The 14,322-nt window shown below is 73.2% G+C and carries 14 protein-coding genes and 4 pseudogenes; 10 read left to right on the top strand and 8 right to left on the bottom strand.

The window, feature by feature from the left end:
- Window positions 1–20: 20 nt before the first annotated feature.
- Window positions 21–434: a DUF4267 domain-containing protein gene (locus OG871_RS09730; protein ID WP_371495969.1), complete on the bottom strand. Its 414-nt coding sequence runs from the start codon at window positions 432–434 to the stop codon at window positions 21–23.
- A gap of 106 nt (window positions 435–540) precedes the next feature.
- Between OG871_RS09730 and OG871_RS09735 the strand changes: the two genes are divergently transcribed.
- The 3 genes and pseudogenes from OG871_RS09735 to OG871_RS09745 all read left to right on the top strand — a co-directional run bounded on the left by OG871_RS09735 (window position 541) and on the right by OG871_RS09745 (window position 3,433).
- Window positions 541–1,134: a TetR/AcrR family transcriptional regulator gene (locus OG871_RS09735; protein WP_371495971.1), complete on the top strand. Its 594-nt coding sequence runs from the start codon at window positions 541–543 to the stop codon at window positions 1,132–1,134.
- A 98-nt stretch (window positions 1,135–1,232) separates the two neighbouring features.
- Window positions 1,233–1,775, top strand: coding sequence for a Uma2 family endonuclease (locus tag OG871_RS09740; RefSeq protein ID WP_371495973.1), 543 nt, complete (start codon window positions 1,233–1,235; stop codon window positions 1,773–1,775).
- Window positions 1,776–1,900: 125 nt separating this feature from the next.
- Window positions 1,901–3,433: pseudogene (locus tag OG871_RS09745) on the top strand (AMP-binding protein).
- 5 nt (window positions 3,434–3,438) lie between these two features.
- Here OG871_RS09745 and OG871_RS09750 read toward each other — a convergent pair.
- The gene (locus tag OG871_RS09750) at window positions 3,439–4,173 is read right to left on the bottom strand and encodes a LuxR C-terminal-related transcriptional regulator (RefSeq protein WP_371495975.1); all 735 of its coding nucleotides are present in this window, start codon (window positions 4,171–4,173) and stop codon (window positions 3,439–3,441) included.
- A 72-nt stretch (window positions 4,174–4,245) separates the two neighbouring features.
- Between OG871_RS09750 and OG871_RS09755 the strand changes: the two genes are divergently transcribed.
- From OG871_RS09755 to OG871_RS09770, 4 genes and pseudogenes are all read left to right on the top strand, one after another.
- Window positions 4,246–5,028, top strand: a complete 783-nt coding sequence (locus tag OG871_RS09755; protein WP_371495977.1) for a TIGR03084 family metal-binding protein — start codon at window positions 4,246–4,248, stop codon at window positions 5,026–5,028.
- Between the two features lie 82 nt (window positions 5,029–5,110).
- Window positions 5,111–5,358: pseudogene (locus OG871_RS09760) on the top strand (hypothetical protein); the annotation flags it as partial.
- 75 nt (window positions 5,359–5,433) lie between these two features.
- Window positions 5,434–5,562: a hypothetical protein gene (locus OG871_RS09765; RefSeq protein ID WP_371495978.1), complete on the top strand. Its 129-nt coding sequence runs from the start codon at window positions 5,434–5,436 to the stop codon at window positions 5,560–5,562.
- A gap of 4 nt (window positions 5,563–5,566) precedes the next feature.
- Window positions 5,567–6,259 (top strand): aspartate/glutamate racemase family protein, encoded by a 693-nt coding sequence (locus OG871_RS09770; protein ID WP_371495980.1) that lies wholly within the window; start codon window positions 5,567–5,569, stop codon window positions 6,257–6,259.
- Here OG871_RS09770 and OG871_RS09775 read toward each other — a convergent pair.
- Window positions 6,249–7,163: a LysR family transcriptional regulator gene (locus OG871_RS09775; RefSeq protein ID WP_371495981.1), complete on the bottom strand. Its 915-nt coding sequence runs from the start codon at window positions 7,161–7,163 to the stop codon at window positions 6,249–6,251. The genes OG871_RS09770 and OG871_RS09775 overlap by 11 nt on opposite strands.
- Window positions 7,164–7,267: 104 nt before the next feature.
- On the opposite strand from OG871_RS09775, the gene OG871_RS09780 reads away from it, so the two are divergent.
- From OG871_RS09780 to OG871_RS09790, 3 genes are all read left to right on the top strand, one after another.
- Window positions 7,268–8,023 carry an SDR family NAD(P)-dependent oxidoreductase gene (locus OG871_RS09780; RefSeq protein WP_371495983.1) on the top strand — a complete coding sequence of 252 codons (756 nt, stop codon included), beginning with the start codon at window positions 7,268–7,270 and terminating at the stop codon, window positions 8,021–8,023.
- Between the two features lie 32 nt (window positions 8,024–8,055).
- Window positions 8,056–8,259, top strand: coding sequence for a 4-oxalocrotonate tautomerase family protein (locus tag OG871_RS09785; protein ID WP_371495984.1), 204 nt, complete (start codon window positions 8,056–8,058; stop codon window positions 8,257–8,259).
- Window positions 8,260–8,522: 263 nt separating this feature from the next.
- Window positions 8,523–8,714: a hypothetical protein gene (locus tag OG871_RS09790; protein ID WP_371495986.1), complete on the top strand. Its 192-nt coding sequence runs from the start codon at window positions 8,523–8,525 to the stop codon at window positions 8,712–8,714.
- On the opposite strand, the gene OG871_RS09795 is transcribed toward OG871_RS09790, so the two are convergent.
- From OG871_RS09795 to OG871_RS09815, 5 genes and pseudogenes are all read right to left on the bottom strand, one after another.
- Complete coding sequence (locus tag OG871_RS09795; protein WP_371495988.1) at window positions 8,707–9,048, bottom strand: hypothetical protein; 342 nt, start codon at window positions 9,046–9,048, stop codon at window positions 8,707–8,709. The two genes, OG871_RS09790 and OG871_RS09795, sit on opposite strands and share 8 nt — an antisense overlap.
- Window positions 9,049–9,165: 117 nt before the next feature.
- Window positions 9,166–9,912 (bottom strand): annotated as a pseudogene (locus OG871_RS09800) (putative Ig domain-containing protein); the annotation flags it as partial.
- Between the two features lie 189 nt (window positions 9,913–10,101).
- Window positions 10,102–10,719 (bottom strand): annotated as a pseudogene (locus OG871_RS09805) (serine protease); the annotation flags it as partial.
- A 156-nt stretch (window positions 10,720–10,875) separates the two neighbouring features.
- Window positions 10,876–11,082, bottom strand: a complete 207-nt coding sequence (locus OG871_RS09810) for a hypothetical protein (protein WP_371495989.1) — start codon at window positions 11,080–11,082, stop codon at window positions 10,876–10,878.
- Between the two features lie 11 nt (window positions 11,083–11,093).
- Complete coding sequence (locus OG871_RS09815) at window positions 11,094–14,315, bottom strand: error-prone DNA polymerase (RefSeq protein WP_371495991.1); 3,222 nt, start codon at window positions 14,313–14,315, stop codon at window positions 11,094–11,096.
- Window positions 14,316–14,322: the final 7 nt, after the last annotated feature.

Here is a 14,322-nt window from a genome sequence, read left to right on the forward strand (position 1 = left end):
CGGCTGCGCCGAACCCCCCGTCAGGCGGCCTCGGTGACACCCGGGCGGGTCTCCCGGAGCAGCAGGCCCGAGGTGAGCAGCAGGGCGGCGGCCGTCGCACCGTGGATGCCGAAGGCGACGGCGGCCGTGCCGCCGTGGGTGAGCACGACGGCGGCGTCGGCGGCCGGGGTGAGGGCGGCGGCGAGCATGGTCCAGCCGAGTGCGCGGCGCAGGCCGAGGGCGAGCGGGATCAGGACGACCAGGCCCGAGACGATGTCGCGGATGCCCTTGACGTCGAGGTAGCCGAGGGCGTCGCCGGTGGGCGGGGTGACGCCGAAGCCGGCGGCGCCGGCCTCGGGGGCGAGCAGGAAGCGGATGCCGATCGCGATGATGCCGACGCCGGTGAGCAGGGTGATGCCGGTGGCGAGGTGTGCGGCGAAGCGGTTCTTGCGCATGGTGGGGTCCCTCCCGGTCCGGGCGCCGCCGATCTAGCGGCGCTAGGTTCGATAGCAACGCTAGCACTGCCAGTGCTCGAATATCTAGCACTGCTAGAGTCGGTGCATGCCGACACAGCAGCGCCGAGAGCGCGAGCGCGCCGACCGCGAGTCGTTGATCATCCGGGTCGCCCGGGAACTGGCCGAGGCCGAGGGCTGGGACGCCGTCACCACCCGCCGCCTCGCCGAGCGGATCGAGTACAGCCAGCCGGTGCTCTACAGCCACTTCGCCGGCAAGACCGCCATCGTCACGGCGGTCGCCCTGGAAGGCTTCGCGGAGCTCACCGCCGCCCTCGCCACCGCCCGCCGGAGCACCACCGACCCCGCCGCCGCCCTCAGCGCGGTCGCCCACGCCTACGTGGGCTTCGCCCAGGCCGGCCCGGCCCTCTACGAGGCGATGTTCACCCTCGCCACCGACCTCCCCTTCGGCCCCGAGAGCGCACCCGCCCCCCTCCAGGCCGCCTTCGCCGAACTGGGCAACGTCCTCGGCCCGTTGGCCGCAGGCCGGGACCTGGTGCTGTTCATCGAGGTCGGCTGGGCCGCCCTGCACGGTCTGGTCACCCTCGCCCGCGGCGGCCGCCTCGACCCGTACCAGCAGGCCGAACGGGTCGACCTGCTGGTCGGTCAACTGCTCGCGGTACCGCCGCCGTACCGGCCGTAGCGGGCGGCGCCGCCGCCCCCAGTTCAAGACCCCGCTGCTCACAAGGCGGGACACAGTAGGCTGAGCGCAGCAGGGTCGAGCAGACGAAGGGGGCTCACATGACCGCCGAGATGGTCGCGCCCGCGTGGATGCATACCCAGGTCACTTCGGAGCAGTACGACGCCTGGTCCGAGGAGCAGTGCGCCGGCATCGAGATCGTGGACGGGATGATCGTCGTGAGCCCCAGCCCGTCCAAGCGGCACAACCGCCTGGCCCGAATCCTGGCGAACGCCCTGGACTCCGCCGCCGGCCCGGAGTGGAACGCCGACACCGACTTCGACGTCCGGCTGCAGGACGTGCCGCTCACCAACCGCCGCGCCGACACCATCGACGTCACGCCGACCCGCCCGGAACACGTGGCCCTGGTGGTCGAGGTCGTCTCGCCCGGTTCGGAGACGACCGACCGGATCGTCAAGGTGGACCAGTACGCCAGGGCGGGGATCCCGTTCTACTGGCGGGTCGAGCAGGCTCCCACGGGTGTCCCGCTCGTCTACACCTACCTGCTCGATCCCGCCTCCGGGACGTACCGGGACGGTGACGTGTTCGCCGGGACGGTCAAGGCCGTGGCACCGTTCGCCGTCGAGGTCGACCTGGGCGCTTGACCCTGCCACCGGCGGCAGGGTTGCACGCGGTCGGCCGCCGGGCTGCGCGAGACCGCTGCTCCCTTCGGGTCACACCCCCCGATCGGGGGTGTCCGGGTGCTTCGCCCGGCGGGCACAGTGGCCGCATGCAGACTCCACTCTCTGTGCTGGACTTCCTCCACCGGGCCGAGCTGGTCTACGGCGACCGGGTCGGAATCGTCGACGAGCCGGACCAGCCGGCCGCCTCCTGGGGCGAGGTGACCTATCGCCGGATGGCCGAGCTGGCCCGGGCCCAGGCCGCCGGACTGGACCGGCTGGGGGTCGGCGCCGGCGAGCGGGTGGCGATCGTGTCGCACAACTCGGCCCGGCTGATGACCTCGCTGTTCGGGGTGAGCGGCCACGGCCGGGTGCTGGTGCCGGTGAACTTCCGGCTGAAGGCGGAGGAGGTCGCGTACATCGTCGAGCAGAGCGGCGCGTCGATGCTGCTGGTCGACCCCGAGCTGGACGAGGCGCTGGCGGGGGTGGCGGTCAAGCACCGGTTCGTGCTGGGGGCGGAGAGCGACGCCCTGCTGTACGACTTCGACCGGGAGCCGGTGGCCCGGGCCATCCCGGAGTCGGCGACCGCGACGATCAACTACACCAGCGGAACGACCGCCCGCCCCAAGGGCGTTCAGCTGACGCACCGCAACCTCTGGCTGAACGCGGTGCTGATGGGCCTGCACTTCGGGGCGAGCGACCGCGACGTGTACCTGCACACGCTGCCGATGTTCCACGCCAACGGCTGGGGCATGCCGTTCGCGCTGACCGGCCTCGGGGCGCAGCACGTGGTGCTGCGCAAGGTGGACGGCGCGGAGATCCTGCGGCGGGTGGAGCGGCACGGGGTGACGTTCCTGTCCGGGGCGCCGGCGGTGGCGGCGATGGTGCTTTAGGCGGCGGCCGAGTGGGACGGGCCGGTCCCCGGGCGCGACCGGGTGCGGATGATCGTGGCCGGGGCGCCGCCGCCGACCTCGATGGTGCAGCGCATCGAGAGCGAGCTGGGCTGGGAGTTCATGCAGATCTACGGGCTGACCGAGACCTCCCCGCTGGTGACGGCCAACCGCACCCGGGCCGAGTGGGACGCGCTGCCGCCGGCCGAGCGGGCCGAGCGGCTGGTGCAGGCGGGCGCGCCCGCGCTCGGCAGCCAGGTGCGGGTGGACGAGCAGGGCGAGGTGCTGGTCCGGTCCAACGTGGTGCTGGAGGGCTACTGGGGCCAGCCGGAGGCCACGGCCGAGGCCGTCCGGGACGGCTGGTTCCACACCGGTGACGGCGGCACGCTGACCGACGGGTACCTGTCGATCTCGGACCGGAAGAAGGACGTCATCATCTCCGGCGGGGAGAACGTCTCCTCGATCGAGGTCGAGGACTGCCTCTACGACCACCCGGCGGTCGCCGAGGTGGCGGTGATCGGGGTGCCGGACGAGCGCTGGGGCGAGACGGTCAAGGCGCTGGTGGTGCTGCGCGAGGGGCAGACCGCCGGGGAGGCCGAGCTGATCGCGCACTGCAAGCAGCGGCTGGCCGGCTACAAGGCGCCGACCTCGGTGGAGATCCGGGAGTCGCTGGCCCGGACGGCCACCGGCAAGCTGCAGAAGTTCCGGCTGCGCGAGCCGTACTGGCGGGACCGCTCCCGCCAGGTCAACTGACCAGGTCAACTGACCAGGCCGACGTCCCGTGCGGCGAGGGCGAGCTCGACCCGGTTGCGGACGCCGAGCTTGTGCATGGCGCTCTTCAGGTAGCCGGTGACGGTGTTGCAGGTGAGGCCGAGGTGGCCGGCGATCTCCGGGTTGGTCCGGCCGGTCGCCGCCCACCGGATCACCTCCAGCTCGCGCGGCGTCAGCCGGACGGACAGCGCCGCCGGACCGGGGGCCTGGCACCAGGCCGCGGCCCCGGCCAGCGCCCGGGTCGCGGCGGTGGCCAGCCGGGCGACCGAGCCGATCCGGACGTCGCCGAGCGAGACCACCGCGCGCACCGAGGCGTACACCACGCCGTGCACGACCGTGCCGTGCACCAGCGGCACGGTGAGCATGGTGTACAGGTCCTCGGCGGTCACGGCGGCGTCGTACTGGTGCGAGATGGTGGTCGCGGCACGGTAGTCGGACACCCAGGTGGGCGTCCGCTCGGCCAGCGCGCGGCCGCCGAGGCCGGTGCCGATCGGGACGTCCAGGCCGTGCAGCAGGTCGGCCCTGGTCCCTGACCAGTACCGCAGGGTCATCCGGCCGGGCCGCTCCGGGCGGTCCGGGACGCCGACCAGGCCGACGTCGGCCCCGCACTCGTCCACCACCCGGCGGGCCAGGTCACCGAGGACGGCCTGCCGGACCAGCTCGGCGGCCCGGGCGTCGACCTCGGCCGCCCGGGTAGGGATGTCCTCCGTCGCCGCGGTCATCGGGCGATTCTCACACGCGTCGCGGGAGTTGGGGAGTCCCGCGAACCACCCACCCACCGAGGAGTGCACGACATGACACAGCTGGATGCCCTGCTGGACGACCTGCGGGCGGAGAGCGCCGAACTGGACGGGCTGGTCGCCGGTCTCGACGCGGCCGGGCTGGCCACCGCGACCCCGGCCGTCGGCTGGACCATCGCCCACCAGCTCTCCCACCTCGCCTGGACGGACCGCTGGTCGCTGCTGGCGGCCACCGACCCGGAGGGGTTCGGGGCGGCCGTGCAGCGGGAGTTCGCCACCGGTTTCGACGCCCTCGAAGAGGGTGCGGCCGAGGGGGTCGGTGAGGACCCGGCAAAGCTGCTGGACCGCTGGCGGGACGGCCGGGAGCGGTTGGCGGCGGCGCTGGCGGCCGTGCCCGCCGACGTCAGGCTGCCGTGGTTCGGGCCGCCGATGAAGGCGCCGTCGATGGCCACGGCCCGGCTGATGGAGACCTGGGCCCACGGCCAGGACGTCGCGGACGCGCTGGGCGTCGTCCGGGAGCCGGGCGACCGGCTGCGGAACGTGGCGCACCTCGGGGTGCGCACCATGGGCTTCGCCCTCGCCCTGCACGGGTTGCCGGCCGACCGGCCGATCCGGGTGGAGCTGGTCGCGCCCTCGGGCGAGGCGTGGTCCTGGGGCCCCGAGCAGGCGCCGGACCGGGTGAGCGGACCGGCCCTGGACTTCTGCCTGCTGGTGACCCAGCGGCGCCACCCCGACGACCTGGCGCTGACCGCCGTCGGCCCGACGGCGCAGGCCTGGCTGCCGATCGCGCAGACCTTCGCGGGCCCGCCCGGAGCGGGGCGCGCTCCGCGCGGGTGAGTGGACCGACCACGGCGGCCCGGCCCGTGTCGCGATGCCGGTGACGGCTGGTCAGCATCGGTTACGCCGACGAGACGGATCGTTCGGCGCGATGTGCATCGCCGCGGCCGTCTCGATCGCGGCCTTCTTCGGCTGGTTCGGGGAGTACGCCCAGGCGTTCACCCGTTCATCGCGCTGCTGCTGGCCATGGTGTGCAGCCCGCTGATCGCCCGGGCCACCCGGGGCCGCTACTACCTGGCCCGGCCCAACCCGGACGCCGACTGCCACGACGCCTGCACGAAGGGCGGCGCCGGGCCCGTCCCGCTGGGGATGCCGACCCTGCGGGCCTGAGGCGGGCAGCGCCGCCCGGCACAGGCCGCCGGGCGGCGACGAGCCTGCTCCCGGCACCTGAGCGTCCCGAAGTACGTGAGCGTCCCGAAGTGCCTGAGCATCCCGAACTGCCTGAGCGCCGCCTGCGGGCTGGTCCTCGCGCTGGGCCCGATGCGCACCGAACGCGACCGGCCGCAGGAGGCCCGGCCGGGTGTGGCAGGGTGAGCCGATGAGGACGATCGGGCTGCTCGGCGGCATGAGCTGGGAATCCACGGCGGAGTACTACCGCCTGCTGAACGTGCTGACGCGGGAGCGCCTCGGCGGCCTGCACTCGGCGAAGTGCGTGCTGTACTCGGTCGACTTCGCCGAGATCGAACGGCTGCAGGCGGCCGGGCGGTGGGAGGAGGCGGGCGAGGTGCTCGCCGAGGCCGCGAAGTCGCTGGAGGCGGCCGGTGCCGAGCTGCTGCTGATCTGCACCAACACCATGCACAAGGTCGCCGACCAGGTCGCGGCGGCCACCGCCGTCCCGCTGCTGCACCTCGCGGACACCACCGCCGAGGCGGTGCTGACGGCCGGGCTGGGCAGGGTCGGGCTGCTGGGCACGGCATTCACCATGGAGCAGGACTTCTACCGGGACCGGCTGGCCGCCCACGGTCTGGAGGTGCTCGTCCCGGACGCGGCGGGCCGGGCCGAGGTGCACCGGGTGATCTACGAGGAGCTGTGCGTGGGCATCGTCCGCGAGGAGTCCCGGGCGGCCTACCGGCAGGTGATCGCCGGTCTGGTCGCGGCCGGCGCGCAGGGCGTCGTCCTGGGCTGCACCGAGATCGAGCTGCTGATCGGCCCCGAGCACAGCCCCGTCCCGGTCTTCGCCACGACCAGCCTGCACGCGCGGGCCGCCGTGGAGGCCGCGCTCAGGAGCTGACGGCGGCGGGCCTGCGCAGCCGGTCCGTGAGCTCCTCCACCAGCGCCTGGACCAGGGCGGGCCGGGTGCCGGGGCGGGTGGCGCAGTACCAGGTCCGGGTCATCGGCTCGGCGCCGATCCGGACCAGGGCCAGGCCGTGCGAGGCGACGTACGGCGCGGCGACCCAGCCGGGCAGGACGGTGGCGCCCTGGCCGCTCGCCACCATCTCGATCACCAGGTCGGTGATGACCGGCATGGTGGTGATCCGGGCGGGCCGGGCGCCGTGCGGGATCGGGAGCGGGGTGGCGGGGATCCGACTCTGGTCGTAGAGGTCGTAGAGGACCAGCCGGGAGTCGTCGAAGTCCCGAGCGGTGAGGTGCGGGCGGGCCGCCCACGGGTGCGCGGCCGGGACCACGGCCACCATCTCGTCCTCGAACAGCCGGACCAGGTCGACCCGGTCCGTCTGCGGGTCCGCCTTGGTGATCAGCGCGACGTCCAGCCTGTTCTCCAGCAGGGCGGTGATCAGGCCGTCGCAGGGGATCGACTCGATCCGCACCTCGGTGTCGGGGCAGCGCTCGCGGAAGCCGTGGATGACCGGCGGCAGCCACTGGAAGGTGGTGCTGCACTGGACGGCGAGCCGGACCCGGCGGTCCCGGCCGTCCCGCATCTCCCGCACGTCGCGGGTGGCCGAGCCGAGCTCGGCGATGATCTGACGGGCCGCCACCAGCATCCGCCGGCCTGCCGCGTTGGGCACCAGGCGGCGCCCCTGGCGGTCGAAGAGCTGGACGCCCAGCCGCTCCTCCATCCTGGTCAGCCGCTGGCTCAGGGCGGGCTGGCTGACGTAGAGGATCTCGGCGGCGGCGGTGAGCGAGCCGGTGTCGGCCACCGTGTCGAGCAGTTCGAGGTCGCGCAGATCGACATCCATAACCCCAGATTATCGCAGACTTCAAAACCTGTCGTGGCGTTATGAATGGCTCCGAACCTACGGTTTGAGCAACACACCGCGCACTCATCGACGGAGGCTCCACCATGTCCGCACCCACCACCACCACCGCCGCCACCACCGCCATCGTGACCGGCTCGTCCAGCGGCATCGGCCTGGACATAGCCCGCGGATTCCTGGCACAGGGCGCCAACGTGGTGCTCAACGGCCGCGACCCCGAGCGGCTCGCCAAGGCCGCCGCCCTGCTCGGGCAGCCGGACCGGGTCGCCGAGGTCCCCGGCGGCACCGGCACCGCGGCCACCGGGGAGGCCCTGGTCCGCGCGGCGGTCGAGCGCTTCGGCCGGGTCGACGTCCTGGTCAACAACGCCGGCACGTTCGCCGCAAAGCCGTTCACCGACGTCACCGAGGAGGAGCTGGACGGCTTCCTGACCGGCAACCTCAAGGGCACCTACCTGACCACCCAGGCCGTGGTGCGGCAGCTGCGCCGTCAGGGCGACGGCGGCAGCGTGGTCAACATCGGCACCGTCCTGGTGGAGCACGCCATCGGCGGTTTCCCGGCTTCGGCGCCGCTGGTCACCAAGGGAGGCGTGCACGCCCTGACCGTCAGCCTCTCCGCCGAGCTCGCCGCCGAGGGCATCCGGGTCAACCTGGTCGCCCCGGGCATCATCCGGACCCCGCTGCACGCGGGCTCCGACGTCGACGCGTTCGGCGGCCTCGCCCTGCTCGACCGGGTCGGCGAGGTCTCCGAGATCACCGACGCGGTGCTGTACCTGGCGGGCGCGGCCTTCACCACCGGGCACGTGCTGCGGGTCGACGGCGGCTACGTCACCGGCCGGTCCTGAGCCCGCGACCGTCCCCGAGGAGGACCGCCCCCATGCCGTACGTGAATGTCCGGATCACCCGCGAGGGCGCCACGCCCGCGCAGCAGGCCGCGATCATCAAGGGGGTGACCGATCTGCTGGTGGAGGTACTCGACAAGGACCGGGCCACCACCTTCGTGGTCATCGACGAGGTCGAGCCCGTGAACTGGGGAGTGGGCGGGCTGCCGGTGCCGGAGTACCGTAACCGGCCCCGCTGACCCGGCTCACCGGGTGCGCCGGCGGGCCGAGGCGGACGGCGGAGCACCGCGCGCTCCCGCCCGGCCCGTCCGCCCCGCTCCCCCGCCCTCACGCCCGCTCGGCGTGTTCCGGTGTCCGCGCGCCGCACGCTCCCGGCCGCACGCCGGGCGTGCGGCCGCCGGGGCTGGTCCACCTGAGTGGTCGGCGGTGCACCGGCGTGTGACACGGCGTCCGGTGGTGAGAAACCCGGGGAGTGACCGACCGTACCCCGGAAGGACCGCCCATGATCGTCTCGATCTCCGCCGTCGTTTTCTTCGGTGTCCTGCTCGTCTTCCTGCTCCGCGCCCGCCGGTCCACCGTGTCCACCGCCCTGATCGCCACGGTCTTCGGCTTCCTGCTCGCCTCCTCCGGCGTCGCCCCGGCCGTCGACAGCATGCTGCGCAGCGTCGCGCAGGCCGCGCACACGCTCAGGTGACCTCGGCCCGCCCCGGCAGTTGCCAGCCGGGCAGGTCGAGGGCTCGCAGGGTGAAGCCGCCGCCCTTGACCAGCGGCTGCCAGCCCTCGCCGAGGGCCTGTTCGACGACCGCCCTGATCTCCCGCGGGGTCGGGTACGAGCTGTCGACGAACCAGCCCCCGGAGCTTCCGGACGGCCCGGACACCAGCGTGACGGCCAGCAGGCTGCCCTGCTTGCCGCCGCCCCGGATCCGCAGGTACACACAGCGCCGTACGTACGGGGTGCCCTCGTAGCCGATCCGCCCCGTCCACCGGAACTCGTGTCCGTCGAACCGCAGTCGTCGAAGTCTGCGCACCGTACCCCCGTCGATCAGGGCGGGGCCGCTCGGCCCTACCGGGCGAAACGATACGCCGCCCGGCGGACGCGGACGGGCCCGGCGGCCGGAGCCGCCGGGCCCGTCACGGACGTGGGGTCAGTTGCTGGTGTTGATCGCGGTGTCGTCGATCACGAAGCTCGTCTGCAGCGAGGAGTCCTCGACGCCGTTGAACTTCACGGTCACCGACTGGCCCGCGTAGGAGGACAGGTCGACCGTCTTCTGGACGTACCCGGTGGCCTTGTTGAGGTTCGAGTACGAGGCGACCGTGGTGCCGTTGACCGTGACGGTCAGCTTGTCGTACGCGGTGGAGGTGGTGGTCTCCGCCGTGTCGACGTGCAGCCAGTAGCCGAGGGTGGCCTTGCAGCCCGCCGGGATGGTCACCGTCTGCGCGGCGGAGTCCGTGTGGGCGGAGCCGTAGCCGTTCAGCCAGGCCTTCCAGGAGCCGGTGTGCGAGGCCTGCGAGGCGCTGTTGTCGACCACGCCGCTGCTGGTGGTCCACGGCGCGGCGGTGCCGGTCTCGAAGCCCGCGTTGCCGAGCAGCTGCGCCGGGGTGCAGGTGCCGCCGGTGGTGTTGACCGTCCAGGTGAAGCTGGTGGTGCCGGTCTTGTTGGCGGTGTCCTTGGCGGTGACCGTCACGTTGGAGGTGCCCGCGGTGGTCACGGTGCCGGTGATCTTGCCGGTGGAGGCGTTGATCGACAGGCCGGCCGGCAGGCCGGTGGCCGTGTAGGTCAGCGCGCCGGTGCCGCCGGAGGCCGAGATCTGCAGGTTCACCGTGCCGTTGAGGGCGGTGGTCTGGTTGCCCGGGTTGGCCACGGTGACGGTGGTGCTGCCGGCCGGCTTGGTCAGGAGGCAGCCGCTGACGCTGAGGTCGATGGCGCGGCCGGCCCCGAGGCAGGTGGTGAACCAGTAGGTCTCCTCACCGTAGCTCTGACCCTTGGTCACCGTGGTGGTGCCGTCGGCCGCCACCTCGCACGGGTTGTTGAGCGTGCACATCTCGCCGTCGTCGTTACCGGTGTTGTTGATACCGACGATCTTCTTGCTGGTGGCGTCCACGATCGGCGAGCCGGAGGTGCCGTGGGTGGTGTTGCAGCCCGCGCTGTAGCGGATCGAGTCGCGCCAGGTCCACTGGTCCTCGCGCAGGGTGTCGACGAACCCGTTGACGGAGCAGTTCCACACCTGCTTCCAGTACGACGAGGGTATGAACATCGAGGACCCGTTGACCGGGTGCGTGTCACTGATCGTCAGCGCCGTGGCGCCGAACTTGGTGGTGACGGACGCGAAGGTGTCGGTCAGCTGGTAGAGCGCGACGTCGGTGCCCGTCATGGTCGCGTAGAGCACCTTGTCGGCCTGGACGGTGCCCAGCGAGGTGCCGGAGCCGTTGAGCAGGGTGCCGCTGCGGCTGGCGCTGACGTTCTGGATCACCTGCCCCGCGGTCGGCATGCTCGGCAGGCAGTGCCCGTTGGTGAGCATCATGGCCCGGTCGGTGTCGACCGAGGAGGGGTAACGCACGAGCGACGCCGAACAGTTGCTCAACGCGATGGTCGACGTCAGATCGCCGGCCTGGACGGCGTGCGCCGCGGTGGCCGTGGGGATCAGCGTGCCCGCGACGACCGCGGCCGCGCCGAGCCCGGCGGCAAGTCCCTTGAACATGGGTCTCCTTGTGGGGGATCGCCGGGCGCACGACCGGTTGCGAACGCCAGGCCGCACGAAAATGCCATGGCCACTTCAACGCGGTCAACTGTTCGGACAGAATTGCCGGTTGGGGCCGGGCCCCGCCGGAAGGCCGGCCCGGCCCCCGCGGGAGGGTCAGCCGGTGCGCAGCGCCTTGATCACGGCGTCCCCGGTGGCCACGTCGGCGGGCGGCGGCGCCTGGATGTCGACGGCGACGCCGAGCCTGTTGTACAGGCCTCCACGCTCTTGACCGGCTCGCCTCGTCGCCGGTGGCGGCCCGGCCGGCGACGGCGCGGTGACCGTCGTGACCGTACCGAGGCACGGCTGAGCGCCGGCAGGCACCGGACGGTCCGTCAGACCCCGATCCGCAGCGGGACCAGGCGGGTGGCGACCAGGTTGGTGGCGCCGTGGTCGCGTTCGACCTGGCCGTGCACCAGCAGGCCGGCCCGGTCGAGGGCGGTACGGCGCTGCGACTCCCAGACCGGGCGGCTGCAGATCACGTTGATCAGGCCGGTCTCGTCCTCCAGGCTGAGGAAGAGCACCCCGCCCGCCGTCGGCGGCCGCTGGCGGTGGGTCACCAGACCGCCGACCATCACCTGGGTGTGCGGCGGGGTGGCGTGCAGTTCGGCGGCGGTGAGCGCGCCCGCCCGGCGCAGGACGTCGCGCAGGTGCTGCATCGGGTGGCTGGTCGCGGAGGAGCCGGTGGCCCACAGGTCGGCGATGGTCTCCTCGACCGGGCTCATCCGGGGCAGCGGGGGCGCGGTGGTGCCCGGGGTCGTACCGGGGATGGTGTCCGGGCCCGTGGTGGCGTACACGCCGGCCATCCACAGCGCCTGGCGCCGGCTCAGGCCGAAGCAGCCGAAGGCCCCGGCGGTGGCCAGCGCCTCCAGCAGCGGCGCGGGCAGCGCGCTGCGGCGGGCGAAGTCCTCCAGGTCCGCGTACGGCTGCCCGGCGGCGACCGCCTCGGCCTGCGGCAGGCCGAGCCCCCGGACGGTGGCCAGGCCCAGCCGGATGGCCGGCTGCGGCTTGCCCGCGGTGAGCGGCGGCGGGGCCGACGGCTCCGGCTCGGGCTCCAGCGTCGGCCCGGCGGCGCTGGCGTTGGCGTCGACCCCGCGCACCCGCACCCCGTGCCGGCGGACGTCGGCGATCAGGCTGAGCGGGGAGTAGAAGCCCATCGGCTGGTTGGCCAGCAGGGCACAGGTGAAGGCCGCCGGGTAGTGGTACTTGAGCCAGGCGCTGATGTACACCAGGTAGGCGAAGCTGATCGCGTGGCTCTCCGGGAAGCCGTAGTTGGAGAAGGCCTCGATCTTGGTGTAGACGTCCTCGGCGACCTCCGCCGGGATGCCGCGCTCCGCCATCCCCTCCAGCAGCCGGGTGCGCAGCTCGGCGACCCGCTGGTGGGAGCGCTTGGCACCCATCGCCTGGCGCAGCCGGTCGGCCTCGGCGGGGCTGAATCCGGCGCAGTCGATGGCGAGTTGCATCATCTGCTCCTGGAACAGCGGCACCCCGAGGGTCTTGCCGAGGGACTTCTCCATCAGCGGGTGCGGGCAGTCGGGGGCCTCGACCCCGTCCCGGCGGCGCAGGTAGGGGTGGACCGAGCCGCCCTGGATCGGGCCGGGGCGGATCAGGGCGACCTCCACCACCAGGTCGTAGAACCTCCGCGGCCGCAGCCGGGGCAGGGTGGCCATCTGGGCCCGGGACTCGACCTGGAAGAGGCCGACGGTGTCGGCGCGGCAGAGCATCTCGTAGACCTGCGGGTCGTCGTCGGGGATGCCGGCCAGGTCGTACCGGTCGCCGTGGTGTTCGGCGATCAGGTCGCAGGCGTCGTGCAGGGCGGAGAGCATGCCGAGGCCGAGCAGGTCGATCTTGACCAGTCCGGCGCCGGCGGTGGACTCCTTGTCCCACTGGAGGACGGAGCGGCCGGGCATCCGGGCCCACTCGACCGGGCAGACCTCGCCGATCGGGTCCCGGGTGAGCACCATCCCGCCGGAGTGGATGCCCAGGTGCCTGGGCAGGCCGTGCAGTTGGAGTCCCAGGTCGAGGACGTCGGCGGGGATGACGGCGTCCGGCCCGGGGGTGGAGTGGAAGTCGACCTGCCGGGTGAAGGCCTCGACCTGGCCCATCGGGTAGCCGAGCACCCGGGCGGCGTCGCGCAGGGCCAGCCGGGGCCGGTAGGTGATCACATTGGCGACCTGGGCGGCGTGTTCGCGCCCGTAGCGGCGGTAGACGTACTGGATGACCTCCTCGCGGCGGCGGTTCTCGATGTCCAGGTCGATGTCGGGCGGCCCGTCGCGCTCCATGCTGAGGAAGCGCTCGAACAGCAGACCGTAGTGGACCGGGTCGACCGAGGTGATCCCGAGGGCGTAGCAGACTGCGGAGTTGGCGGCCGAGCCGCGGCCCTGGCACCAGATGTCCTGCTCCCGGCAGAACTCGACGATGTCGTGGACGATGAGGAAGTACCCGGCCAGGTCGAGCTGTTCGATGACGTCGAGTTCGCGGGCGAGCTGGTCGAGGGCGGGCCGGTTGTCGGCGCCGAAGCGGGCGGGGCCGGTCTCGACCACCAGGGCGCGCAGGTGGCCGGCCTCGGTACGTCCGTCGGGGACGGGGAAGCCGGGGAGTTCGGGGGCGAGGCCGCCGAAGTCGAAAGCGCAGGCCCGGCCGAGCTCGACGGTGGCCTCCCGGACGCCCGGGAAGCGGGCCAGCCGGGCCGCCATCTCGCGGCCGGAGCGCAGGTGGGCGGTGCCGGCGGCGAAGGTCCAGCCGGCCGCGTCCTGCAGGGTGCGGCGGTCGTGCAGGGCGGCCAGGCTCTGGGCGAGCCGGGCCTGGGCGGGGCCGGCGTGGTGGACGTTGTTGGAGGCGACCAGCGGCAGTCCGGTCCGGGCGGCGAGGGCGGCGAGGCGGTCGTTGCGGGGGTCGTCGCCGGGCAGCCGCTGGTCGGTCAGTTCGACGAAGACGTTGCCCCGGCCGAACGCCTCCCGCAGCTTGTGGAGTTCGGCCGCCGCGGCCTCGTCCCCGCGTTCGGCCAGGGCGGTCCTGACCCGCCCTTTGCGGCAGCCGGTGAGGACGGCCCAGTGGCCGTCGTGGGCCGCGGCGAGTTCGGCGAACTCGTACACCGGGTGGTTCTTGGCGCCGCCCCTGAGCTGGGCGGTGCTGATCGCGGCGGACAGCCTGCGGTAGCCGGCCGGGTCGCGGGCGAGCACCAGCAGGTGTTCGTCGGGGCCGAGCGTGAGCTCCGCGCCGAAGACGGTGGCGAGGCCGGTCTCCTTGGCGGCGGCGGCCAGCCGGACCACCCCGTAGAGGCCGTCGTGGTCGGTCAGGCCGAGGGTCTCGATGCCGAGCCGGGCGGCCTCCTCGGCCAGCGTCTCCGGGTCGCTGGCGCCGTCCAGGAAGCTGAAGGCGGAGTGGGTGTGCAGCTCGGCCCACGGGACGGCGCCGTGGGGCGGCTCCGGGAGGCGGGGCTCCGGGTGGCTCGGCGGGCCGGGTCTGCGCAGGGGCAGCACCTTGCCGCCTGCCGGGCCGGTCATCCGGCGCTGCAGTTCGCTCCAGGGGAGCGAGGGGTGGCTGGTGAAGCCCATGGCGGGT

Origin of the sequence: Kitasatospora sp. NBC_00374 (assembly GCF_041434935.1) — a bacterium.
In the GTDB taxonomy this organism is placed as follows: domain Bacteria; phylum Actinomycetota; class Actinomycetes; order Streptomycetales; family Streptomycetaceae; genus Kitasatospora.